The following is a 23,030-nucleotide window of genomic DNA, read 5'->3' on the forward strand; positions in this document are numbered from 1 at the left end:
AACTCCAGACTGAACCCCGAATTTGCATGAGTAGAGAAGAGCTCCTTCCGCCGATCAACCGCAAGCTCGAAGTGGCGTTGCGATCTATCGGCTACACGTTCGAAAGCGCTGTTGCCGATATAATCGATAACTCGATAGACGCGCGGGCACCCAACGTTCTCGTCCGGATCTACATCAGAAAAGACGGGCAACTCGACCTGTTCGTCTGGGACGATGGTCACGGTATGGATCCGGACACGCTTCGGGATGCAATGCGATTCGGTGCGGATGTTTCGAACGACATCAACCGTCTCGGCAAGTTTGGTCTCGGACTGAAGCTTGCCTCCCTCAGCCAGGCGCGTGAAGTTCAGGTAGTCACGCGCAAGGATGGAAAGATCTCGGGGCGGGAATGGCCCGAGCATGGCATCGCCCAGGGGTTTGTATGCAAGGTTTTCGACGAGGAAGAATGCGTCCGTCTAGTCCACGATGCGATACCTGAGCATCCACTGGAGCGCTCCGGAACCCTTGTCAGATGGTCAAATTTGTACAGGCTGCGACGGCATCAGGACACGGCCGAAGAGTTCGCTCAAAAGCTTCTCAAGAGGCTCGAGAACTTTCTTGCGCTTGCCTTTCATCGCTTTCTTTCCGGGCGGCCTCGTAAAATAGCGATATCCCTCGACGTATTTGACCAACACTCAGACTCGGCGGGCCTGCCGGTACAGATCAAACCACTCGATCCCTTTGGATATGATCGCAGCGGCAATCCCGCATTTCCGCTCCGGATGTCAGTAGACGGTCCCTACAGCGACCGCATCAAGGTGATGGCACACATCTGGCCGCCCAATTCGGCCACTCCTGCCTACCGGCTTCCCGGCGGAGCCAATAGCCGGCAAGGGTTCTATTTCTACAGGAACAACCGCCTGATCCAGGCAGGTGGCTGGAACGGCCTCCGCGAAGCGGAGCCGCATTCGTCTCTCGCTCGCCTTGAAGTCGATATCGCCGCCGAGCTGGATGTAGACGTTAGTCTCGACGTCAAGAAGATGGAGATTCAGCTTCCGCCTGACCTGGCAAAGTCACTTCTTCGCGCGCAAACCGCAACCGGGATCGACTTCAAGAAGTACTTATCACTTGCAAACGATGCGTATCGAAAGCGGGCTGTCACTGATGCCGAACTACCGCTGATACCTTCAGGCGGCCTCCCTGCGACCCTGGTTACCTTTCTACACAAGGAGCTCAGGATAAAGGCGACCACGAAGCATCATGACTTGAAGATCGGGTGGAGAAAACTGGACAACGGACTCTTCTTTGACATCGATCGTGATGGAGGAAATCTTTACATCAATCAGGCCTATCGAAAACAGCTGCAGCACGGCCTTGCCGGTTCGTCGGCGGATTTACCTGTGCTGAAGTGTCTGCTGTTTCTGGTGCTCGAAGACGCACTTTCGTCTGAGCGGATGGGATCGAAAATGCGTGAACGGCTAGAGCAGATCAATCGAATACTGGTACGTGCAGTTCGGTTTGAAAGGTGCCCTGAATGACAGCGGCTAAATATCTCTCTTGGGAAAACTTCAAATCCACCGTCCTGATCGCCGGCGAGCAACGGGTGCATCGCGTAACCGATACGCCCCTCGTTGAAGTATTTGGTGACGGGGTCACAAACAAAATTGGCCTTTGGGTCGAGACTCCATCTGGGAGCGAAGTTCCTGCCGAATTGTCCCGGCTGGCGTCCGTAACGCTGAGGGAGGTGAACCACAACGGTCGCAATTGCATCGAGGTGGCGACGTCTACTGTCTCTCTATACCGGCAGTTCTATCACTTTTCGGTCGCCGTGACTGAACGGATCATCGTTGAGAAGCGTCCTCCCCTTGAGGCGGTTACGCTCGAGCTGCGATGTTTTGCTGATTTGCTGGAGACAAAGCCGCTGCTCGCGCTTGAGAGGCAGATTGGACTGATCGGGGAGCTCTTGTTTCTTGAGCGTCTGATCCGGAAGATCGGGACGCGCGCCGTCGATGGGTGGATTGGGTGGTTGCCGGAGCCTCACGATTTTCGCCTCGGCTATCTGGAATTCGAAGTCAAAACGACCATTTCGGCGCAGCGGATCCATACCATTAATGGCATTGAGCAGCTCGTTCCGTCCAAGGAATGCAAGCTCTGTCTGGTCTCAACGGTCCTCGGGCCTCCTGGCGAAGGGGGTGGGTTTTCATTGACCCAGAAGGTAGCGGAATTGACTGGTCTTCTCGCTGGTGATGTGGCCCGGCTGGAGCAGTTCAACGCTGCATTGAAGGGCTACGAATTTCGCTCGGAAGATAGCGTGCACTACTCGCGTCCGTTTGCGATCAGACGACCAACTGCGATTGTCCATGTCGATGCCGCGTTTCCCGCGATCACCCGCCCTGGAATCCAGGCCGTTCTGGGGCCGCCAGCTGCGCGAATTGAGGGGCTGAGCTACGACGTAAATGTCGAAGGCCTGGAACACGAGGACGGCACTTCCGTCTTTGAGTCGGGGCTTCCATTGTGACAGGGTAGAGATATTCGATGAGTGATTTCAATACACGGATCGAGACCGCGCTGGGAGCCATGAGCCTGAGGCCTCGCCCCCTGCGGGCGTACCTCGAGAAGCCTGGTCCGGATTTTGAGAGTGCCTCAGCATCGGACCTCGATAGGATGCTCGACCTGCTACTCTCTACTAACCCGAACGAGCCGGCGCGCGTCCGGTTCTCGAATCTCCTGCGCTCATGGGACAACGCAAAGAACGTGGACTGGACACAGACCGCCCGAAATAGCGCGGTCCGACGGAAGGCCATTCATGAAATTCTCAAATCGACCGCCGAGGACGAGAGCCGCATCGACTTGGTGCTGCCGTTCTACAGCCTCGAAGAGCCGCTGATCGTCTCTGAAAAGCACCAGGACTGGTATGAGCCGAAGGCAGGCATCAGGGACTATTACTGGAGCAAATATGTTCAGTATCTGAAAGAGAAGCGTCACTGGAATGACGTCTCGATCCTGACCATCGACAACAGCACGCGCGCGATCGTCGAATGTCTTGGCAACCCGGAATCGTCGAAAGCATACGCGTCACGCGGGCTGGTGATGGGCTATGTCCAGAGCGGGAAGACTGCAAACTTTGCCGGTGTCGTGGCTCGCGCGGCCGACGCTGGTTACCGGCTGATTATCGTCCTCGCCGGCACATGGAACATCCTGCGAAATCAGACGCAGCGGCGCCTGGACAAGGAGCTACTTGGCAAGGAGCTACTCAAGAACGATGAGACCTATATAAAGCAGCCCCCCTCTGATTGGGATGAATTTCTTGAGCATGGTAACGATCCGGCCGAGCTTGGCCACTTTGCCTGGCAGCGACTGACACGTCCTGATATTGATCTGCGAAGACTGAAACAAGCGATCGACAATCTTGAATTCGAACGGAGAAACAAGGCCGCGCGGCTATACGATCCGTCAAATCTCCATACTCTGCCTGTCAAACTTCTGGTGATTAAAAAGCACGCCGGTATCCTTTCCGGCCTGATCAAGGACCTTGCGCTATTGAGTACGGCGCTCGCGGAGCTGCCGGTCCTCATCATAGATGATGAGTCGGACCAGGCCGGTCTGAATACCGTTGATCCGCGCGCAACTGGAAAGAAGCGGGCACCTACCAATCAAGGCATCGTTGAGCTTCTCAAGCTTTTCCCGCGCGGACAGTATGTTGGCTATACGGCAACACCGTACGCCAACGCGCTTGTTGATCCTGACGATCCCGAGGATCTTTACCCGAAGGATTTCATCGTCTCGCTGGATCGGCCGCCCGGATATATGGGCGTGGCGGATTTTTTTGATCCGTTATCTGCCTACGAGGATCTGGACCCAAATGACTATGGGCAGCCCGAAATTGCATATATCCGCAGGGTCGAGTCTGCTCCTGATCAAGACGATGAGGATCTCCAGAAAGCGCTACGTAGCTACGTGCTGGCTGGAGGAATCAAGCTGTTTCGGCGCGCTCTGAAACCGCAGCACTATAAGAGCGAATACTTCCGCCATCACACCATGCTGGTGCATACGTCTACGAGCAAGGGTGCGCACGTGACGACGGCAAGCCGCGTGGAGGAGCTCTGGCTGAAATGTGCCTTCAACAGCCCCAAGGGGCTGCGCGAGCTTGGGAACTTGTGGGAGGCAGACCACCGGAAGGTAAGCCAGGCGGTCGGAAATGGAGAGACGCTTCCTGCTTCATTCGACGACCTTCGGCCGCATCTTGCACAGGCGATTGGGCAGATCGAAGAGGGGAACCGTATATTCCGTGTCGTTAACAGTGACACTGACGATGCGCCGGACTTCGGCGCCGGGCCGGTCTGGAAAATACTGATCGGTGGAAACAAGCTGTCTCGGGGTTACACAGTCGAGGGGCTTACAGTCAGCTACTATCGTCGCGTTTCCAACACCGCTGATACGTTGATGCAGATGGGGCGTTGGTTCGGCTTTCGGCCAGGTTATCGGGATCTCGTCCGGGTTTTCCTCGGTGTCAAGGAAGGCAAGAAAGGCGACACGGATCTCGTTGCTCTCTTCAAGGACGTTTGCCAGATGGAGGAGCGCTTCCGGGAAGAGATCAAACGATACATCCGCGTTGAGGGAGCTGCTCGCATCACCCCGAAGGACATTCCGCCCCTGATTGCGATTTCCGGCAGTCTTCCGCCTACAGCGCGCAACAAGATGTTCAACGCAAGGATCAAAAACAAGAATTTCGGTGGTCGCCGGTCGATGCTGACGATGACTCCGGAAACGCCGGCAAGACGGAAGGCGAATATCGATGTGGTTACCGCTCTGCTTGAGAGTGCAAAGGCGCTCGGACAGATGGCCCTCGGCGGATCACTTTCCGATGGTAAGCAGTTTGAAGCCGATGCCTTAGTGTTTAGGTCGTCGAACGAGTCGCTGATCCAGCTTCTGAATTCTTACCGATGGGTGGAGACTGAATACAAAGACGACAGCGACAGACCTGCGGATGTTAATCTTCAAATAGAGTTTCTGACGAAGCAGAAGCATGAGATATCGAACTGGCTGATTGTTGCTCCGCAACGGAGCAAGTCATTTGGAAAAGCCGTCTCGATTGATGGTGTTGGGCAGATGGCGGTAAAGCATCGTGGCCGCGGCAAGAGTGACCATTTTCAGGTTTTCGGCGAACCTCGACACCGTGACATCGCGGACTTTCTTGCCGGAATCAAGAGCAAGAATCCCATGACGCCGAACTCAGCAACCAAGGCTCTCCAGTCGGCGCACACCGGGGTTTTGCTCCTTTATCCGGTTCGAGAAAATGAGACTGACCTGGTGTCGATGGGCTATGAGCTTTTCTTCTCTCCAAATTCATTGCCGTACGACACGGGATTTACAGTGCGGCGCCACAGCGATGAGATTGTCGTTGAAGAGGGCGTCTCGTGAGAGGCAGGCCGGAGGGGACCTGCTGCGGCGCCGGCGTGGCCAAGCGCGGGCAGGTGTCCGATTGCCTTCGCGCTTTTAGGGGCCTGAATCATGCAAAAAGCCGGCACCGCTTTAGTGCTCAGTGCCCACGATCTCGTGGGCAATCTCTATTGCGCGCATTTGACAAGCGTCGATCTTAAGGTCGCACAGGGTTTGCTGCCTAAACCTGCGCGCTGGGATCCGCTCCTGGATATATTGCGCGAGCGCGGCAGGAAACACGAACAGGCCTTCCTCTGTCACCTGAGGGCGAACGGGTTTGAGCCGTTCGTGATTGAGGGCGTCGACATTACGGATGATGCCGTGACCCAAACGCGCGAAGCGATGCAGGCGGGGCATGCAATCATCGTCCAGGCAGCTTTGCGCGACGCAGGCTGGGTGGGACGTGCTGACATTCTGCGGCGAGTGGAAGCACCGAGTGACCTTGGGGAGTGGTCCTACGAGATTATCGATACCAAGCTTGCCCGCGAAACCAAGGGCGGGACCGTCTTGCAGCTATGCCTCTACGCGCAGCTTCTCGCTGCCATGCAGGGCGTAGAGCCGGAGTTCGTCTACGTCGTTGCGCCGTGGTCTGACTTTCATCCGCAGCAATTCCGTGTTGCCGATTATATGGCGTTTTTTCGCAAGGCGCAGCGCGCCACCCAGACGGCGGTGAAAGGCGGCGCCGACATTGCCGACACCGTCTATCCCGACCCGAAGACCCATTGTGACGTATGTCGGTGGCAGCCGCAATGCGACGCGCGCAGGCGCGCAGATGACCATCTCTGTCTGGTGGCCAACGTGTCCACGCTGCAGATGAATGAGCTGCGCACCAATGGTATCGCGACAGCAAAGACGCTTTCTACAATGCCCGTTCCTCTGCCATGGAAGCCGAAGCGGGGGTCAGTTACCAGCTACATCAAGGCACGGGAGCAGGCGCGTGTTCAGGTCGAAGGGCGCGAGACAGGCACTTTGTGCTACGAACTGCTCGATATGATCCCTGGAACGGGCCTTTACCTTTTGCCTCCACCGTCTCCGGGCGACGTCTTCTTTGATATCGAGGGAGACCCGTTCATCGGCGAAGGCGGTTTCGAATATTTGTTCGGCTATTGCTATCGCGACGCGGTGGGCCGCGACCATTACGAAGCGCAGTGGGCATTCGACCGCGCGTCCGAAAAGGCGATCTTTGAGACCTTTATGGACTTCGTCACTGCAAGGCGCGTCGAGTTCCCGCAGATGCACGTCTATCACTACGCGCCCTACGAGCCCGGCGCCCTGAAGCGCCTTATGGGGCGCTATGCCACGCGGCAGACCGAGGTGGATGATCTCCTGCGCGGTAAAGTTATGGTGGATCTCTATGCCGTTGTGCGCAATGCAATCCGCGCAAGTGTCGAGAGCTACTCGATCAAGAAGCTGGAACCCTTTTACGCGTTTACGCGCGTGATGCCGCTCCAGGATGCAAACGTGGCGCTGGCAGCTATTCAGGCGGGTCTGGAACTGGACGACGCCCAGTCGATCAATGAGACGGCACGCCAGGCCGTGGCAGCGTATAATCGGGACGACTGTAATTCGACGGCGACCTTGCGGGACTGGTTGGAGCAGTTGCGCGCGCAGACGATTGCAGATGGCGCCGCGATTGATCGGCCAGAACCGGGCAGTAATGGTCCAAGCGACGATATTGCCGAGCATGAAGCGCGCATCAATGAGCTGATCGGGCGGCTGACGCTCGATGTTCCTATCGACCCTGTTGAACGTACGCCGGAGCAGCATGGTCGCTTCATTTTGGCGCATTCGCTCGACTGGCACCGGAGGGAAGAGAAAGCGAACTGGTGGGAGTATTTCCGGTTGGCGGCGCTGACGGCCGAAGACCTGCTTGACGAAAAGGCGGGCCTTAGCAGCTTGGAATTCGTGAGGACGGTCGAACGAAGCAAACAAGGCATTCCCACAGATCGATACAGATTTGCTTCGCAAGACACGGATATTCGCGAGGAAGCCGACCTGCATGTCCTGGGAGGTGAGAAATTCGGGTCAGTTATCGCTATCTCACAGGATGATCGCACGATCGATATCAAGAAGTCCAAAAAGTCGACGGATATCCATCCGGATGCCGTTTTCGAGCACACGCACATTCCCACGAAAGAGCAACAAGGATCGCTTCTGCGCCTCGGCACCTACGTAGCTGATCATGGCATCGAGGGTGTGGGTGAATACCAGGCGGCACGTGACCTTCTGCTTCGATTGCCGCCACGGCTTGGTGCCGAGCCGCTGCACGTCGAAAGTGAAAGCACTCTGGAGGGCGCACTTCGGATCACTCCTGCGCTTTCAGGCGGTATCCTGCCGATCCAGGGGCCACCCGGCACCGGAAAGTCGTTCACCGGTGCGCACATGATTTGTCGTCTGCTCAAAGACGGCAAGCGCGTCGGCGTCACCGCTAACAGCCACAAGGTCATTCGCAATCTGATCGACAAGGCGATCGAAGTGGCAATGGCCGCGGGACAGGCCGTCAAGGCCGGGCATCGATGCTCGGACAAGGACTCTGAAACAGATCAGGTAGGTGTCTATCCCGACAATCCTAAGGCTATTGCGGCGATTAGATCGCGCGAAATCGCTATCCTGGGCGGCACGTCATTCTTCTGGGCGCGTGAGGATGTGGCGAAAAGTGTGGACGTTCTCTTCGTCGATGAAGCGGCGCAAATGTCGCTAGCCAACGTCTTGGCCGTTTCACAGGCCGCTCCCGAGGTTATTCTGTTGGGCGACCCCCAACAGCTGGAGCAGCCCATGCAGGGATCGCATCCCGACGGCACCGGCGTATCGGCGCTTCATCACATCCTCGCCGGTCGCCAGACGATTGTTCTTGATCAGGGGCTTTTTCTTGAAGAGACTTGGCGGATGCACCCGGCGATTACCGCCTTTAATTCGGAGCTGTTTTACGACACCAAACTGCACGCGGTACCCAAATGCGCGCAGCAGAATGTGACTTCCAGCGGGGTATTCCTCGGATCGGGGTTGCGGTACGTGCCGGTTTCTCACACCGGCAACCAGTCCAGTTCGATTGAAGAGGCCGAAGAGGTTGCGCGAATCGTGACCTCTTTGCTGTCTTCAGGAACGCAGTGGACGGACAGGGACGGCAAAACGAAAGTGCTGGAGCTTTCTGACATTATTATCATCGCTCCCTATAACGCGCAGGTTTTTGAAATTCAGCAGCGCATTCCCGGCGCGCACGTCGGCACTGTCGATAAATTCCAGGGGCAAGAGGCCGCCATCGCGATTTATTCTCTAGCGACATCATCGTACGCTGATGCGCCGCGCGGAATGGAATTTCTCTACAGCGCCAATCGCCTGAACGTTGCGATTTCCCGCGCGAAATGTCTCGCGATCATGATTGCGTCTCCAGCTATCTTTGAGGCTGAATGCAAAACGCCGCGCCAGATGCAACTGGCAAATGCGTTCTGTCGTTACCTTGAACTGGCGCAGACGATCACGCTGTAGTCGGGACAATTGGATGTGCGATCCGGTCTATCCGTACGATCGAAATCAACGCCGACGTGCGGAAGGGGCTTTAAGCGCCGGTCTACAACATTGCGTTCGCCCCTGCGCCCGACCTTGTGCGGGTCCGCGGGGTGTCTGTACGGGGTACACACTTAAGTCTTTGGGAGATTTAGCGAAAGAAGGGCTTGCGATGGTTCAAGCCTGGCGTCACTCTGGTTGCAAAAGGGGGCGGGTGCCATGGCGTCGGCGGAGGGATTACAGACCAGGATTTTGCGGCGCGCGAAGTCGCCAGAAGACTATTCCGTCTATCGGGCTGCACTCGAATGGGGGCTGACCGACCCGATCGTCATTGAAAGCCGAGACGATTTCAAATCGGAATTCCGCTGGAAGGAACGCCTCGATCCCTTCCACCACCAAGTCCAAAACCTCATTACCTTTTGCAGGCGACTCCCGGTTACCCTGCTCGCGGACGACGTCGGTCTCGGCAAAACCATATCGGCGGGGCTCGTTGCGAGCGAGCTTATCGCCCGAAACCGCGTTGCCAGGATCCTGATTGTCGCTCCCAAATTGCTCGGCCCTCAGTGGAAGGACGAGCTTGGGACGAAGTTCGATATCCCCGCTGAGGTTGTCACCGGAAGCAAGCTTGTTTCCGCTGAACCTGACGACGTAGGGGCCGTCATCACGACCTATCATTCGGCGCGGTCGCATCTGGAAAAGATTCCAGACGACCGCTTCGACATGCTGGTGTTGGACGAAGCCCATAAGCTTCGCAATCTCTACGGTGTCGATCCCACGCCGCAGGTCGCAAAAGTCTTTCATCGAGCTCTTCAGCAGCGCCGCTTTCGCTATGTGTTGATGCTGACCGCCACGCCGATCCAGAACCGGCTCTGGGACCTCTATTCCCTGGTCGATTTGCTCACCGTTGCGCGCGGTCACGAAAACCCCTTCGGTAACGAAGGCATGTTCGCCCGCCGTTTCATCGACGACAAGCGCGATAGTGCGCGCGTCCTGAAACCCGAAGCGCGGGAGGAGTTTCGAAGGATCGTCTATGGCTATATGTCGCGCGTACGGCGGGGCGATGCCAATCTGGATTTTCCCGAACGCAAGATTCAGTTGCACAAGGTCGCACCGTCCGCTGATGAGCTTGCCCTTATCGATGCTATTGCCGAGCCGATCCAGAAGCTAAACCGGCTCGCACAGATAAGCATTCTCCAGGCACTGACGAGCAGTCCGCATGCACTTATGGCGCAGCTTCAGACCATGGCCCGCAACGAGACGGTGCCGCAGGAACTTGCGGCGACTGTCAAGGCCATCGTCACCCCCATGAAGACGAGCGCGAAGCTCGAAGGGCTTCGCCAACTCGTTTCCATGCTCAAGCAGGAAAATCCCACCGGCTGGCGTATGGTCGTGTTTACTGGAAGGCGCGAAACTCAGACCACGATTCAAGCGTTTCTAGAGGAGCTCGGCCTGAAGGTCGGCATCATCAACGGATCGTCCGGTCAACGAAATCAGGAAACCATCGCTCGATTCCGGTCCGATCCTCCTGAAATTCGTGCCATCGTCTCAACTGAAGCTGGTTCGGAAGGCGTCAATCTTCAGATTGCCAACGTGCTGATCAATTTCGATCTGCCCTGGAATCCAATGATTGTCGAGCAGCGAATCGGTCGAGTCCAACGCCTCGGCTCTCAGCATAAGAACGTGATCATCTATAACGTCATGCTCGCCGGCACATTTGAGGAATATATCGTCGGCCGACTAATGATGAAGCTGCAGATGGCAACAGATGCCATTGGTGATATCGAATCTCTGCTTGAAGCCTCTGGCGTCGGCGACGGTGAAGAGGGCGCTGGGTTCGACGAGAAAATACGCGAGCTTGTAGTTGCAGCGCTTGCCGGGCGCGATATGAAGGCTGCTGCCGAGAGGATCGCCCGCAGCATCGAAGCTGCAAAGAAGACCCTCGAAGAAGAAAAAGAAAATATCGAGCAAACGTTGGGCTCGCCGGATGGCTACGGCTATGTCGGCCCCCAGACTCCGACGCTCGAAAAGATCAAACCTTCCATGGAGCTTGAGCCTTTCGTACGGGCGGCCTTTAAGAGACTCGGCGGAGCCATCAGCGATATCGCCCCCGGTGTCTTGCGCGTCGCGAGCAAAGGTGGACCCGAACTCGTGCGCCTCAAGGAGGATGCTGGTTCAGATTACGCAAAGGTGCCGCTCTATAGGCCAGGTAGTCCCGCCTTCCTGCGCCTCATCGATCGCGTCACGGCTTCCGGTCTTCACGCAGTTCAGGATATCGATCATGAACCGAGGCAGCGGATAGACGAACTTGTCAACGAGTGGGTGTCGGGCTTTAAGGGAACAAACTCTGAGGTGACAATACAAAGCGCCCAGCGCCGGTTTGAAGGCAACGCCGTTGCCCGTATACGCGCGACGACGGCTCATGACAGTTACGAGCGCATCGTGACAATCACCTGCAATCCCGTTGAGCACACCCAACCTGCCGCTGCGCTGGACGCTATGCCGGATCTACTTCAGCAACCCGCGGCCGCCGGTCTCAACTCAAGGCTTATCCTGGATGAAGCCTGCCGCGATCCGAACATAGTTGAATTTAATCGGTTCTATCTCGAGCGACGCGACGCCGAACTGAGGTCGGCTGGCAAAGATGCTCGCAAGCGAAAGAAGTTGGAAGATGAATTCACGCCTCAGATTGATACTGCACTTGTCGCCCTGGATGGTCGGGTGAGCCGGCGGATAAATCTTAAGGTAAGGTACCAGCTCGATGGGGCTTCATATGAGAGTGACCTGACTATCACGCCTTCCGACGGTCGGATCGACACTGCGCCCGCGCTAGCGCCGTGCGCGCTGACGCGTTTAGAGGTGCCTGCCGACTGTCTCGCCGCTTGTGAACTGTCGGGCGTGCGCGCGCTAAAGCACCGGTTGGCGCGCTCGGAGGTGAGTGGACGTTATGGATTGCCTGAGCACCTCCTTCGCTGTTCGCTTTCCGGGAAATCTATCCTCGTCGACGAGGGTGGCATGTCCGATATCACGAATGCAGTCGTCGACCGGACATTGTTAAAAACCTGCGCCATCACCGGCAAGATAGGTGAGCCGGCCCATTTTGGGCAATGCGCTTTTACAAAGACTGATGTGCTCTCGGAGCAACTTGGCAAAAGCGAGGTTTCAGACAAGCTATATCGGCTTGATCAAGAGGCATCCTCAGTCGTCTCCGGCAAGCGTGGACACGCCCGAGAATTCGTTCGCTGCCAGGAAACCAAACGCACCTTGCTGCCGCGTGAGGCGGAACGATGCGCAAAGACCGGGAAGATCGTTGCTCCAGATGTTCTTCAGCCCTGCGCGGTAACGGGCAAGCGTGTGCTTCCCGGCGAGCTTCGGACATCGTCGGTGAGCGGCAAGCGGGTCTTGGCCGAGAATTTGGTCGCAAGCAGCCTGTCTGATGCCGTTTTCCTGGAAGAGGAGGGTATACGATCGGCTTACGGAAAGTTCTGCGCTCCGATTGAAGCAAAGCGTTGTCAATGGAGTGGGGCCGCCACCCACCCGGATGATCTCAAGTCATGCGCCCTGTTGGGGCTCTCCGTTCATTTTCAATATCTGTCAGACGATTCGCGCCGTCTCCAGCCTGTTGAGGAGCTTCTTGCCGGCAGGCGCCGCGCCGGTGATGTGCAAGATCGTTGGGATGCCATCCTTCCTTCGGTATCGTCAGCCGTAAACACGAAGAGGTGTCAGATTGAGTCCGGGCAACTCTCGCCTGATGGGCAAAAACTCGCTCTGGCCGTCGAGGTTAAATCCTTACTCGGGCTTAGAACCCAACATGCGGCGATGCTGTACTCGTTTAAAGACAACGCGATCCTTGGCAATATTGCGATCGTGAAGCGAGACGGACGTGGCGGATTCCGCTAACGCAGCTTCGGGCAGAGGTAGTCTTGTAATTTGAGTTTACAGCCGTTTGTTGGGGCTGCTCGGAATTGTTGCCGTGACGTTACTTTGACTTGAGGATCTCGAATGACGGACTACGCGAAAATGCTAGCTTTGATTGCTGTCTGCGACGATGCAGGGAAGTTGCGCAACTGGATCGCGAATGCCCAAAAAGGAAACGAAAAAGAAATCGAGGAAGCGGCGTTTCGCCGATTGATCGATATTCTCCCAAAGGAGGTGGCAGGCACCGTAGAACATGATTTCTGGCGCACCATCCACGCTTTCGAACATATGCTCAGCGATGAGCGCGGCAAAACCACGCGACTGGGGCGCACACGCCAGAAGGTCGCGCGCGTCGGCGTGATCGAGACGCTCCGTGACTGGGCCTTGACAAGCAAGAGCACGGACGGCTTCGACATGCTGATCGAGCGAAACATGCCGGAGCTCACCGGCGAGGCGATTGTCTTGCGGCACGGAGAGCGGTTCGATGCCGCCGTCATGGCGGCGGCAACCAAGCGCCTTGAAGATGCAGGTGTTGATGTTTCGCGGTTGCCAAGGCGCGTTGATTAGCCTTTGCTTGCCGCGACGAGTAAAGGACCGGCCCATATGTGAGGTGACGTCGGGGTAGCGTCATGGTCGGTTTCGTCCGTCACGCCGTTGGCTGGGTCGGATCTTCTTTGACGCCGCGGGCAACGATCCGAAGTGACTCATCCGGGAGCGGTCGCTGCAGCTTGAGTGCCTCATCCGCCGAGGCGGTCAGCCAAGTCTCGATGTCGTCGGGCGTGGTCAGGATCACGGGCATTGCCTTCGGATGGACGGCGCCGACCTCGGCGTTAGGCTCCGTTGTGAGGAACGCGAAGAGGTCATTGGTCGTCTCGCCTTCCTTGACCTTCCGGACGGACGTCCAGTTGGTCCAGATGCCGGCGAAGCAGGCGAGGGGCCGGGTCTCACCGAGCGCGAACCAGATATCACCGCACTCGGCTTTATTGAACTCGCTGAAGGAATTGAATGGCACCAGGCAGCGATTTTCGGTTCCGAGCCATCGTGTCCAGTGCTTGCTCTTCACGTTGCGGATGTTGGTAGTGCCGCCGTCGGGCTCCATCCGCAGCAATTCCTTGAAATCGACCGTCTTGTCCTTGGCCTGCAGCTTTTCGGCACGTTTTTTGGTGGCGTCCATCAATGCCTTTGATGACGACGGCATACCCCACCGCGCGGTAGCGAGCTCGCGGCCTTCGGCCCCGTTGCGCACAATAGGTGCCTGATAGTCCGGAAACACGCCGGGCATGGGCGCCAGATTGCCTACGTACCGGTTCACGACCCGGAATAGCGCGCTGATGGCGGCCTGGTTTGTCGTGATCGAGTAGAGATTGCACATCAGTCAGGCTCGGGTCTGGGATGGCGAGGCTGCCACGTTAGCTGTAGCAGAGTCGCGGATAGGCGCCGGCCCGCCTTGGCGCATTTGCGGCAGCGTAGTCGGCTGGCGAGATCGTGCACGAAGGTGGTTGGCGGATGTTGCATTGCTGCGAGGTCGACATCGCTCGGTGTCTTGCAGCGCGTGCACCTGATTTCAAGCCAAGGAAAGCCTCCATTCACGGCCTGGTCGATAGTGGGTGACGGATCAATCGGTTTGCCGTCGCTCCACATGCGCTCGTTCCAGCTTTCGCAAAGCAGCCTGTCAGCTTGCTGGATCATGGCCTCGCCCTTGGCCCGCATCTCCGTCGATTGGCCAGCCAGGATGTTGGCCATTGCGCGTGCCTTGCCGAGCCCTTTCGCCAGAGCCTTGCGATCGCCGCCCGACAGGGGCGTAGGGTGGTACTTCGGAGCCATCCGGACCTATCCAGGCGCAAGAGATCGGATTGCGTTCCGGAAGGGGCTAGGACGTCTCGAACGCCGGCCAGCACCCGTCTTCCTCATGTCTGCCGGTGCGCTGCTGGCAAGTGTTGTCCAGCAGCCGTTGCGCCACGTCCTTCCAGACTGCGTTCCCGCCATACAATCGCACTGCATCGGCGGTCTGGATTTCCACGGTCCGCTCGCAGCGGCGGCAGCAGATGCGCAGGACGTGGCGCTGAATCTCGGAAAGACGTCGCTGCTGCGTCCGGGCTCCGGTCCTGTCGGCGTGAGGGTCTTTCAGGACCGCTTCCCAATATTCCGGGGGAAGTGGTTCATCCGCAGCCGCGGAGGGGCCCGGCCTGCGGGCGGCTTCAGCGGCCAGCTTTTCCATCTGCTTCGGTGTCGGCATGCGCCAGCTCGCGGGTCGATCGGTCATTCTGAATTAGAACATAACAAGAACAAATGTCGAGTCCGCTCCAACCACATCGAGAAAAAATCTTCGGTTTTGACGGGGGGAGTGATGTCGGAACCAAGCCGGGCCGTTCGTCTTGAATCCGGCACCAAGTAACGGAGTTCCCGCAATGGCCCCCCGCGCTAACTGGAAAGGCTTCCTGCGTCTTTCCCTGGTCACCTGTCCGGTAGCGCTCTATCCGGCCACGTCGGAGTCCGAAAAGGTCTCGTTCAACCAGCTCAACCGGAAGACCGGTCACCGCATCAAATACGCCAAGGTGGACGCCGATACCGGGGAAGAGGTTGCCAACGAAGATATCGTCAAGGGCTACAAGGTCGACACCGACACCTTCATCGAGGTGACAAAGGATGAGCTCGAAAATGTCGCGCTGGAGTCGACGCGAACCATCGAGATTGACGAGTTCGTCGACCGCAGCGAGATCGATCCGCGCTATCTGATCCGTCCTTACTACCTGACTCCCGATGGCAAAGTCGGGCACGACGCCTTCGCGGTTATCCGCGAAACCATCCGCGAAATGAACAAGGTCGCGATCGGCCGTGTGGTGCTGACCAATCGCGAGCACATCATAGCGCTGGAGCCGCTGGACAAGGGGCTTATGGGGACCCTGCTGCGCTATCCCTACGAAGTCCGGCCCGCGGAAGAGTATTTCGACGATATCCAGGATGTCAAAGTCACCAAGGACATGCTCGACCTGGCCCGGCACATCGTCAATCAGAAGGCGGGCCACTTCGAGCCGGACAAGTTCGAAGACCAATACGAAACTGCCCTTATCGATCTCATTAACCAGAAGCGCGCCGGCAAACCCATCACCGCGAAAGCGCGCCCTCAAGGCGAGAACGTCGTCGACTTGATGGACGCGCTGCGCAAGAGCATTGGACGAGACGCGGCGGCCGCAACAGAGGCTCCCAAAAAGCAAGGTAAAAAGCCGCGTAAGGCGGCGGCCGGGCAGAAGGAAATGCTGATGCCGATCGCCGGCAAGAAGCCGGCGAAAGAGGCTGCGGCCAGGAAGCCGGCGGCAAAACCGCAGCGGAAGTCGGCTTAGGTATTGTAAGCGTCCAGTGACGCCCGGCCGTCGCTACTTCGTCGTCTGCGGCAGCCTTTGACGGCCGGCAAATCCCGGTCTCCAAGACTAGCCCGCGCTGTTCGCATGCTTTGGGAAATGCCTGCTTGCGGCGTAGACGGAATCGTAGGGTCGCGTGGTGGGCAGGTTGTCATGGCGAGAAAACTGAAAACCTACCAGACATCGCTGGGCTTCTTCGATCTGGCGATAGCGGCGCCTTCAATGAAAGCGGCGCTGGACGCGTGGGGCGCAGACAGCAATCTCTTTCATCAGGGCGCGGCCAAAGAAAGCGATGAACCGGACGTCATCGCCGCGACCATGGCAAAGCCCGGCGTCGTTCTCAGGCGCCCGGTCGGATCCGACGGATCTTTCAACGAGCATGCCGAGCTGCCTACCGATCTTGGCGACGGCAGATCAACGGCTGCCCGCAGGTCGAAAGGCTCAAAAGCAAAGAAGTCTCGCCCTGTCGACAAGACTGCGGAGCGAAATGCCGCTCTTGACTACGACCGGGAACAGAGACGTCGCGAGCTTGAACGAGCAAGAGAGGAGGCGGCCAGGCAGAAGGAGCGCGAACGCCGTCAGCAGGCGGTCGACAAGGCGCAGGCTGCGCTGGACAAGGCCAGGCAAGAGCACACGAAGCGGGCCGCGGTCGTCCAGGCCGAGGTCGAGGCTCTCGAGAAAAGGTTGCAGGCCGAAGAAACCCGCTGGGATCAAGAGAAGGCGCGATTGGAAGCTGCGCTGCGGCGCGCGCGAGGCTCGTGAGCGGCCCACAGTCGGACGGCAGTCGCACGTGAAGGCCAAGATCCTTAGTGCTTGTCAGCCGCATCAGCACGCGCGGTGCGACCTGCCTCAAAGTGGGGCCAGGACAGGCCTTGCGCGAGGCCCGCCACGGCCTCCCAGTCCAGGAGGCCTTCCGGTTCGCGACGGCTTGTCCGGGAGATCACGCCAGCAGCACCTATATCCGACGCGCGGGAATGCGTGGCGAGCTGGCGTTCGCCAGGATGCCTCTTTCTTGCCTTTGATACGCGGCCGTCATTTTTTGTTCGATCAATCCAGGCGCGTCCTTGTCCTGCGGTGGTGCCGGCCGCCATGATTGTCTCCGTCAGTTCGTTCATCGGGCGCGTCCAACGCAACCTCGAATGGGCTGATCAAGCCCGAGGGCCGGCAAGAGCCTCGATCGCCTTCCCGCAACGGCTACGCCTGCTTTTTTCCCCTGCCGCGAAGAGACGGCATTCCTCGCGGAAGACAAAAAAGCAGGCTTCTCGCCGTCCTTCGCTGACGCTGCGGGCCTGGAGGCTGCGGGCCGATCGCTCCCCGGGCCCAGTGATCGCCATCGAGGCTGCGAAGGGCGGCCCGAGCAACAAACGGAGACAACCATGGCTACCATCGGCAACTTCACAGCTTCGGACAACGGCTACATCGGCTCGATCAAGACCCTGACGCTGAACATCAAGGCACGGTTCGCCCCATCCGAGAAGGACAACGAAAAGGCGCCCGACTATCGCATCTTCGCCGGTGTGACCGAGTTCGGCGCCGCCTGGAAGAAAACTGCTCGCGACAGCGATCGTGAATACCTCTCGGTCAAGCTCGACGATCCGAGCTTCCCGGCCCCTATCTACGCCTCGCTGGTGAAAGTCGAAGGCGAGGAAGGCTTCATCCTGATCTGGTCGCGCCGCAACGGCGACTGATCGCTGGCGACAATGGGCCCCGCCTTTCTGCGGCGGGGCCTTTTTTTGTGTGCTTGTCTCCGCACTTTGAAGTAAGCCTGATGCCGTTGAGGGGACATGACGCCGGAAGAGCGGGAAATCATCCGGGAATTTCAAGCCGGACTCGTGCGCGAGGAAGAGAGCGTTAGTCGCAACCTCGCCTCGGATCAGCTCGGCATGACCTTCCGCACCGCAATCAATGAGCTCGACTGGTATGTCTGGAATTATGCGCAGCAGGACGAGCCAACAGAAGAGCAGGAAGAGCAGTATCTGATTATTTCATTGGGGGTGACCCGGCTCATTCGGCTCTCGATGCAACTTCACTGCGGTTTCCTTGTTCCGGCACTTACCTTTAGACGGCAGGACGGGCCATACCGGGAGATCCTGACCCTCATCAGCCACCTTGGATTCATTCAGCAGGGCCGCCGGATAGCGGAGTCAGCGCTCGCGGGAATCTGCCAAGTCGGGCGCGGAGCAGAAGGTCGCTATGAGTTCGTTCTGCCCGCGGAGATCGTCAACCATGCGGCGGTTGAGAAGGACGTCAGCAGCCATTTTGCCCGCGAGATTGTGCGAATCCGCAATGAACAGATGCAGCAATCGGAAGGCTTAAAGCTGCGGAACGTCATAGACGAGCTGCAGGATGAAAACGTGTTTCTCTTTCGCGAATATTTCATGGGTTATGGTGCGGATCCGCTGCTTGACGAGTATTATTTTCAGATCGCATGGAACGACCTTAAAAATGCGACGGGATTCGACTCCTTTAACGAGCGCCGCGAATTCGGTGGGATTAGCTATTTAAAATATACTCTCGCGGCGGCGTTCGTGAACTCTCTCTGCCTGAAGCACGAGGCCTTTTGCCGCGCCATGGTGAGGAAACATCCCGAAGTGCGGATGGAAAATATTCTGACGATATCTGCTGACCGGGCAGGACTGATAGATTCGATCCGGGATTCCCTTAACATTGTTGGTCGCAATTTCCAGCACTACACGACCACAACGGAGGAGCAGGCGAAGCAGATATACGAAATAGTTGCCGTCACTCCCCGCAACGCTGAACTTCTCGACGGTGCTGCGGCCGCGCTACCTTGCATAATCGAATTCTCGCAAGGGGGGATCGTTAAATGTCTATTCGGGAGACATCGTCAGATGGAGTTTCTGCTGGGATCACTCAGACGAACCTATCGTAAGGAATTCGATTCCTACCAGCGATTGCGGGAAGGTTCCTTCCAAAGCGCTGTTGAACGTCTTCTCACTAGCTCATTTCCCGATCTTGAAATGCGCCGGAACGTCAGGCTACGAAAGGATGGAAAAGATCTTACAGACATTGATTTGGCCGTCATCGACCGGCAGCAAGGCTATCTGTTGCTTATACAGCTGAAATTTCAGGATAGTGCCGCCAGTGATTTCCGGGTCGACGCTTCCCGCATGAAGCATTTCCGCGATGAGTCGGTGCGCTGGCTTGAAGTCGTGTCGGGATGGCTTGAGGTCACGAGCGAGAAAAAGTTGGGGGCTACGTTTCGTATACCGCGTGGCCTGCAGATAAAGCGAATTCGCAAGCTTGTTCTGGCGCGGCATCACGCATGGTCGCTTCGGTCCGCGCAGCTTGATGACGACACCTCGTTTGCCACCTGGGATCAACTGGTCAACACCGTAATGCTCATGGAAAAGCAGCAGGGGGATTTCCGCACGCTCGGCGGAATCCACACAATGTTGCGAACCTTTATCGTGGATACACCCGATCGCTATCATCGTGACCAGGCGCCAGTGGAGTATGTGCTCGACTCCCTGAAATTTGCAGTCATGCAGACCGCCGCGGACGGATCCCTTGCTTCGGGCACTGCTGAGGTGCGCCGACGATGAACCGGGTATGGTCGTTTCTAACGATTGACGGCGTTCGCCAATATGGCGGCAATACGGGCTATGACGATGATCCGGAAGTCGTCTATCGGTATGACAGCGATGTAGCGAACCACCTTCAGGTCCAGGTCGGTGATGTTGTGTTTGTTCGCTCCCGATTGAATGTTCTTGGCGTTGCCGAGATTGAAAGCGTTCATGTCGGGGAAGGGCAGAAGGACCGACTGCGCTGCCCTCATTGCAGGGCGACAAACATCAAGCAACGTCAGACAAAGACCCCTCCATGGGCCTGCAAATCCGGTCACTATTTTGATGAGCCTCTCAACGAGCCTGTCGCCGTAAAAACCTACGAGGCGCGGTATGCATCCTCGTTCCGCTCTGTGTCCCCTGAACTGACGGTCAGTCGCCTTAACGAAGCGGTGCTGAGGCCAAGTGACCAGATGTCAATCAAGGAGATGGATCTTGCGCGTCTCGAGGCGTTTCTGGGCGGGAATGCTGACGGGTTGCTGAAACGCTATATCGGCCGGATGTCTGTTCCCGACGAGGCAACTTTTGCGCGGGACGACGACCTCCAGTCCGTTATCGCCGCACGTCGGCGGGTCTTGCGAGAGATCAGCTTGCGGCGGGGGCAAAAACAATTTCGTGACAGGCTCATCCGCCGGTATGGCCTCCGTTGCCAGATTAGTGGATTTGATTTTGCCGCCGCAATAGAGGCCGCTCACATCCGACCTTATGCGTCATCCGAAGACAACGGCGCAGGAAACGGGCTTCTTCTTCGCAGTGATCTCCATACTCTCTTTGATCTGGGCTTTATTGGAATAAACCCTGCTACCTTACGGATCTCGCTCAATCCTGCTTGCATGTGCTCTGCCTACCGGGAGTTCGACGGAGTTCTTCTGTTCGTTGGCGAGACAACGGGCCCTGACCCCAGCGCTCTTGCGCAGCACTGGGAGCTTTTTCAGAGCTGCCTTTTGAGCCTGCCATGAGCTTGCGGTGTCGCTCGCCGGAGGCACTCGCGCGAGGGGCCCGCCGTCATTTCATGCCGGCGTCGCTATCACTGCCCATCGCGCGGGTGCCTTGTTAACCGGTCTCGCGACTGCACTCGGTCCCGGGTCCCGCCGCTGCGCGTCGGCGCTATGCTGACCCTCCTGCGGGTGCCTCTTTTGCTTTTTTCATTGTTTGGCATTCCGCTTGCGCTACACGAACAGACCTTTTGAAAGCTAAGGGGCTCTGCCCCTCGCGCGCGCCAGGGTAAAGCGCCGGCTCATGCCGGCGCCGCCCCGAGCGGTCTCCCCGATCTTCCGCGCTCTCCTGGATCCTGCAGTTTCCCGAGCCACCCACGCGCTTGTGCAGACCCGCTCTTCGAGCGGCCCTTGGTCGGGCGGGTGATCCCCCTCCGCACGGGGCGCCCTGGCACTTGCTACCCCCGGTCTCGCCGACGGGCAGGGTTGCAGCGCAGTGCTGCGCTTTAACCGCAGCCATAGAGAAATGACTTAGAGCATGATGACTTCGTCTCGGGGAGATAGCCTGTTTTGAGCGGCTTACGCGCGAGCCGGTCGGCCTTGCAATACTCAGCCGACTATTTTCGCTTGGTAGGTCTTGAGCGCTCGGTTCGCGCATCTTCGTCTGGGAGGACTAGATCAACGTGACTGACACCCAACGTGCTGGCGAGTTCAAACAACGTTACGACGGTTGGGTTACGGCGCCCACGCTCCAGGTCGCTGACGTATTGTTGAGTGAAGCCGGACAACTCGGCGAATTTCTCTTGCGTAAAGCGCTTTTGCTTCCGCAGTCTTGCAAAATTCCGGCCGACCAACTTGCGCATGTCCATTTGCGCAAGTTGCGTCTTTACATACTATGAGGTTTATCTCCTATAATATGTATTTCGATCTGCGCATTGGTCGAAAGATAGGACAAGTTCAGAATGGAACTGATGGGTATTTTGGGCTCGCTTGGGAGGCTAGAATTAGTCGCTGATTATTGGGATACCCCATGACCAAGCCCGAGCTGGATCCCGATGTTGCGGAGGTCGCGCCGAATGAGCCGGCGCTGACAGCATATGACGAAGGACATGTCGTTACATACATTCGCCTGCTGCAAGCCGAGGGTGAGGGCGCCGACTGGCGGGACGTGGCTCGAATAGTGCTGCATATCGATCCGGATCATGAACCGGACCGCGCCCGGAATGCATACCAGAGCCATCTTTCTCGTGCGAAGTGGTTGACGGAGCAGGGGCGTCTCTTGCGCGGCGGGGGGACGAAGTAGAAGAATTTCGTCGTCGGAAACATCTTTCTGGCCACCGTCTTCTCCAGCCGATCCGTGGTCACTCCGCGAGCACCACGTGGTGCCAAAACAGGTCCTTCCTGCAACCCTCCGGTTTATATTTATTGCGCCGCAATCCTTGTTAGCTGCGTGCAGTGGGGCGGAAGGAATGCCTGAGTTCGACTGGCGGTCGCCGGAATCCTATAAGTGTCTTCAGGAAGCAGAAATCACCGACATCGCCTGGGAATGTCTTCGTCGTAACGCGGATTATAAGCGCGACTACGAAGCGATGATCGCCAGTAACCCGAGCGGCGAAGTGACCGCAGAATACAGGAGGAGATGGGGCATCTGCTTTCGCCCATGACCCGCTAAGGTCCTTCCGGGAACAGACAATCTTTTGGGCGCCCGCGGTTCTGCCTTCCGTCGTGCCGGTGGCAGTGGCCGCGCCACCTCTTGGCAATGGCGCGCTGCCTCAGCCGCTCCTCGATCTTGAGGCTGGCCAGATTCGGCGCGCCCGGGACGGCTGGCATGCTGTGCTGCGCATCGGGTCGGTCGAGCACCGTGTCTGGTCGAAAGAACCTCCAGTCGTCGGCGGTCTCTATACCGCCGAACTGCCTTTTGACGTCGATTTTGAAGAACGTGCATTTGCTGCGCGGCGGCTTTGGCGCGCGATAAACGGCCGCTCGGCGGGCCCAGCCTTTCGTGATCTGTCAAAACAAAGGCGCGAGCGATTGGGCGAAGCTCTTCGTGCACTTGATGCGCAGGGTGCCGGTGGCACATACCGGGTGATCGCAGAGGCGCTGTTCGGCAAGAAGCGCATCCCCGACCGTGCCTGGAAAACGCACGATCTCCGCAACCGAACTGTACGCCTGGTGCAAACCGGCCTCGCTTTAGTGCGTGGCGGTTATCGCCGACTTCTGCGACCGGGGCACAAAGACGAATAGCGTCCTCGGCCAGGGGTATCGAAAATCACCCCCTCAATCTTCGGCATCCCCCTCCGACGTTGCACTTC

The 23,030-nt window shown here is 57.8% G+C and carries 19 protein-coding genes; 14 read left to right on the forward strand and 5 right to left on the reverse strand.

Annotation, left to right across the window (positions count from 1 at the left end; genetic code table 11):
* The first annotated feature begins 26 nt into the window (after positions 1 to 26).
* The 6 genes from ACVIHF_RS11270 (at position 27) to ACVIHF_RS11295 (ending at position 13,404) form a co-directional block, all read left to right on the forward strand.
* Positions 27 to 1,517: an ATP-binding protein gene (locus ACVIHF_RS11270; RefSeq protein ID WP_456792071.1), complete on the forward strand. Its 1,491-nt coding sequence runs from the start codon at positions 27 to 29 to the stop codon at positions 1,515 to 1,517.
* Positions 1,514 to 2,497 (forward strand): PD-(D/E)XK motif protein, encoded by a 984-nt coding sequence (locus ACVIHF_RS11275; protein WP_456792072.1) that lies wholly within the window; start codon positions 1,514 to 1,516, stop codon positions 2,495 to 2,497. Before ACVIHF_RS11270 ends, ACVIHF_RS11275 begins: the two co-directional genes overlap by 4 nt.
* A 17-nt stretch (positions 2,498 to 2,514) precedes the next feature.
* Positions 2,515 to 5,400 carry a Z1 domain-containing protein gene (locus ACVIHF_RS11280; RefSeq protein ID WP_456792073.1) on the forward strand — a complete coding sequence of 962 codons (2,886 nt, stop codon included), beginning with the start codon at positions 2,515 to 2,517 and terminating at the stop codon, positions 5,398 to 5,400.
* Between the two features lie 90 nt (positions 5,401 to 5,490).
* Complete coding sequence (locus ACVIHF_RS11285; RefSeq protein ID WP_456792074.1) at positions 5,491 to 8,904, forward strand: TM0106 family RecB-like putative nuclease; 3,414 nt, start codon at positions 5,491 to 5,493, stop codon at positions 8,902 to 8,904.
* A gap of 237 nt (positions 8,905 to 9,141) precedes the next feature.
* Positions 9,142 to 12,819 (forward strand): DEAD/DEAH box helicase, encoded by a 3,678-nt coding sequence (locus tag ACVIHF_RS11290; RefSeq protein ID WP_456792075.1) that lies wholly within the window; start codon positions 9,142 to 9,144, stop codon positions 12,817 to 12,819.
* A gap of 102 nt (positions 12,820 to 12,921) precedes the next feature.
* Entirely contained in the window at positions 12,922 to 13,404 is a 483-nt protein-coding gene (locus tag ACVIHF_RS11295) for a hypothetical protein (protein WP_456792076.1), read from the forward strand.
* 79 nt (positions 13,405 to 13,483) lie between these two features.
* Here the strand turns inward: ACVIHF_RS11295 and ACVIHF_RS11300 are convergent, their stop codons facing one another.
* Genes ACVIHF_RS11300 through ACVIHF_RS11310 form a run of 3 tightly spaced genes read right to left on the reverse strand, consistent with a single transcriptional unit; the run spans position 13,484 to position 15,100 of the window.
* Positions 13,484 to 14,209 (reverse strand): SOS response-associated peptidase, encoded by a 726-nt coding sequence (locus tag ACVIHF_RS11300; protein WP_456792077.1) that lies wholly within the window; start codon positions 14,207 to 14,209, stop codon positions 13,484 to 13,486.
* The gene (locus ACVIHF_RS11305; RefSeq protein ID WP_456792078.1) at positions 14,209 to 14,661 is read right to left on the reverse strand and encodes a hypothetical protein; all 453 of its coding nucleotides are present in this window, start codon (positions 14,659 to 14,661) and stop codon (positions 14,209 to 14,211) included. Before ACVIHF_RS11305 ends, ACVIHF_RS11300 begins: the two co-directional genes overlap by 1 nt.
* A 46-nt stretch (positions 14,662 to 14,707) precedes the next feature.
* The gene (locus tag ACVIHF_RS11310; protein ID WP_456792079.1) at positions 14,708 to 15,100 is read right to left on the reverse strand and encodes a hypothetical protein; all 393 of its coding nucleotides are present in this window, start codon (positions 15,098 to 15,100) and stop codon (positions 14,708 to 14,710) included.
* Between the two features lie 145 nt (positions 15,101 to 15,245).
* Between ACVIHF_RS11310 and ku the strand changes: the two genes are divergently transcribed.
* Together ku and ACVIHF_RS11320 are read left to right on the forward strand one after the other, a co-directional pair.
* On the forward strand, positions 15,246 to 16,178 hold the full coding sequence (gene ku / locus ACVIHF_RS11315) for a non-homologous end joining protein Ku (RefSeq protein ID WP_456792080.1): 933 nt from the start codon (positions 15,246 to 15,248) through the stop codon (positions 16,176 to 16,178).
* 171 nt (positions 16,179 to 16,349) lie between these two features.
* Positions 16,350 to 16,958 (forward strand): cell envelope biogenesis protein TolA, encoded by a 609-nt coding sequence (locus ACVIHF_RS11320; protein WP_456792081.1) that lies wholly within the window; start codon positions 16,350 to 16,352, stop codon positions 16,956 to 16,958.
* Positions 16,959 to 17,002: 44 nt separating this feature from the next.
* Here the strand turns inward: ACVIHF_RS11320 and ACVIHF_RS11325 are convergent, their stop codons facing one another.
* Positions 17,003 to 17,311 carry a hypothetical protein gene (locus ACVIHF_RS11325; RefSeq protein ID WP_456792082.1) on the reverse strand — a complete coding sequence of 103 codons (309 nt, stop codon included), beginning with the start codon at positions 17,309 to 17,311 and terminating at the stop codon, positions 17,003 to 17,005.
* Between the two features lie 261 nt (positions 17,312 to 17,572).
* On the opposite strand from ACVIHF_RS11325, the gene ACVIHF_RS11330 reads away from it, so the two are divergent.
* The 3 genes from ACVIHF_RS11330 to ACVIHF_RS11340 all read left to right on the forward strand — a co-directional run bounded on the left by ACVIHF_RS11330 (position 17,573) and on the right by ACVIHF_RS11340 (position 20,742).
* Positions 17,573 to 17,884, forward strand: a complete 312-nt coding sequence (locus ACVIHF_RS11330) for a DUF736 domain-containing protein (protein ID WP_212485966.1) — start codon at positions 17,573 to 17,575, stop codon at positions 17,882 to 17,884.
* 96 nt (positions 17,885 to 17,980) lie between these two features.
* Positions 17,981 to 19,762: a hypothetical protein gene (locus ACVIHF_RS11335; protein ID WP_456792083.1), complete on the forward strand. Its 1,782-nt coding sequence runs from the start codon at positions 17,981 to 17,983 to the stop codon at positions 19,760 to 19,762.
* On the forward strand, positions 19,759 to 20,742 hold the full coding sequence (locus tag ACVIHF_RS11340; RefSeq protein ID WP_456792084.1) for an HNH endonuclease: 984 nt from the start codon (positions 19,759 to 19,761) through the stop codon (positions 20,740 to 20,742). The genes ACVIHF_RS11335 and ACVIHF_RS11340 overlap by 4 nt, the downstream gene beginning before the upstream one ends.
* Before the next feature lie 593 nt (positions 20,743 to 21,335).
* Here ACVIHF_RS11340 and ACVIHF_RS11345 read toward each other — a convergent pair.
* Positions 21,336 to 21,587: a helix-turn-helix domain-containing protein gene (locus ACVIHF_RS11345; protein ID WP_456792085.1), complete on the reverse strand. Its 252-nt coding sequence runs from the start codon at positions 21,585 to 21,587 to the stop codon at positions 21,336 to 21,338.
* Positions 21,588 to 21,748: 161 nt separating this feature from the next.
* On the opposite strand from ACVIHF_RS11345, the gene ACVIHF_RS11350 reads away from it, so the two are divergent.
* From ACVIHF_RS11350 to ACVIHF_RS11360, 3 genes are all read left to right on the forward strand, one after another.
* Positions 21,749 to 22,021 carry a DUF2285 domain-containing protein gene (locus ACVIHF_RS11350; protein ID WP_456792086.1) on the forward strand — a complete coding sequence of 91 codons (273 nt, stop codon included), beginning with the start codon at positions 21,749 to 21,751 and terminating at the stop codon, positions 22,019 to 22,021.
* Positions 22,022 to 22,187: 166 nt separating this feature from the next.
* Positions 22,188 to 22,382, forward strand: coding sequence for a transcriptional regulator domain-containing protein (locus ACVIHF_RS11355; protein WP_456792087.1), 195 nt, complete (start codon positions 22,188 to 22,190; stop codon positions 22,380 to 22,382).
* Between the two features lie 67 nt (positions 22,383 to 22,449).
* Positions 22,450 to 22,962, forward strand: a complete 513-nt coding sequence (locus ACVIHF_RS11360) for a DUF2285 domain-containing protein (protein ID WP_456792088.1) — start codon at positions 22,450 to 22,452, stop codon at positions 22,960 to 22,962.
* Positions 22,963 to 23,030: the final 68 nt, after the last annotated feature.

Source organism: Bradyrhizobium sp. USDA 4506, assembly GCF_054058795.1.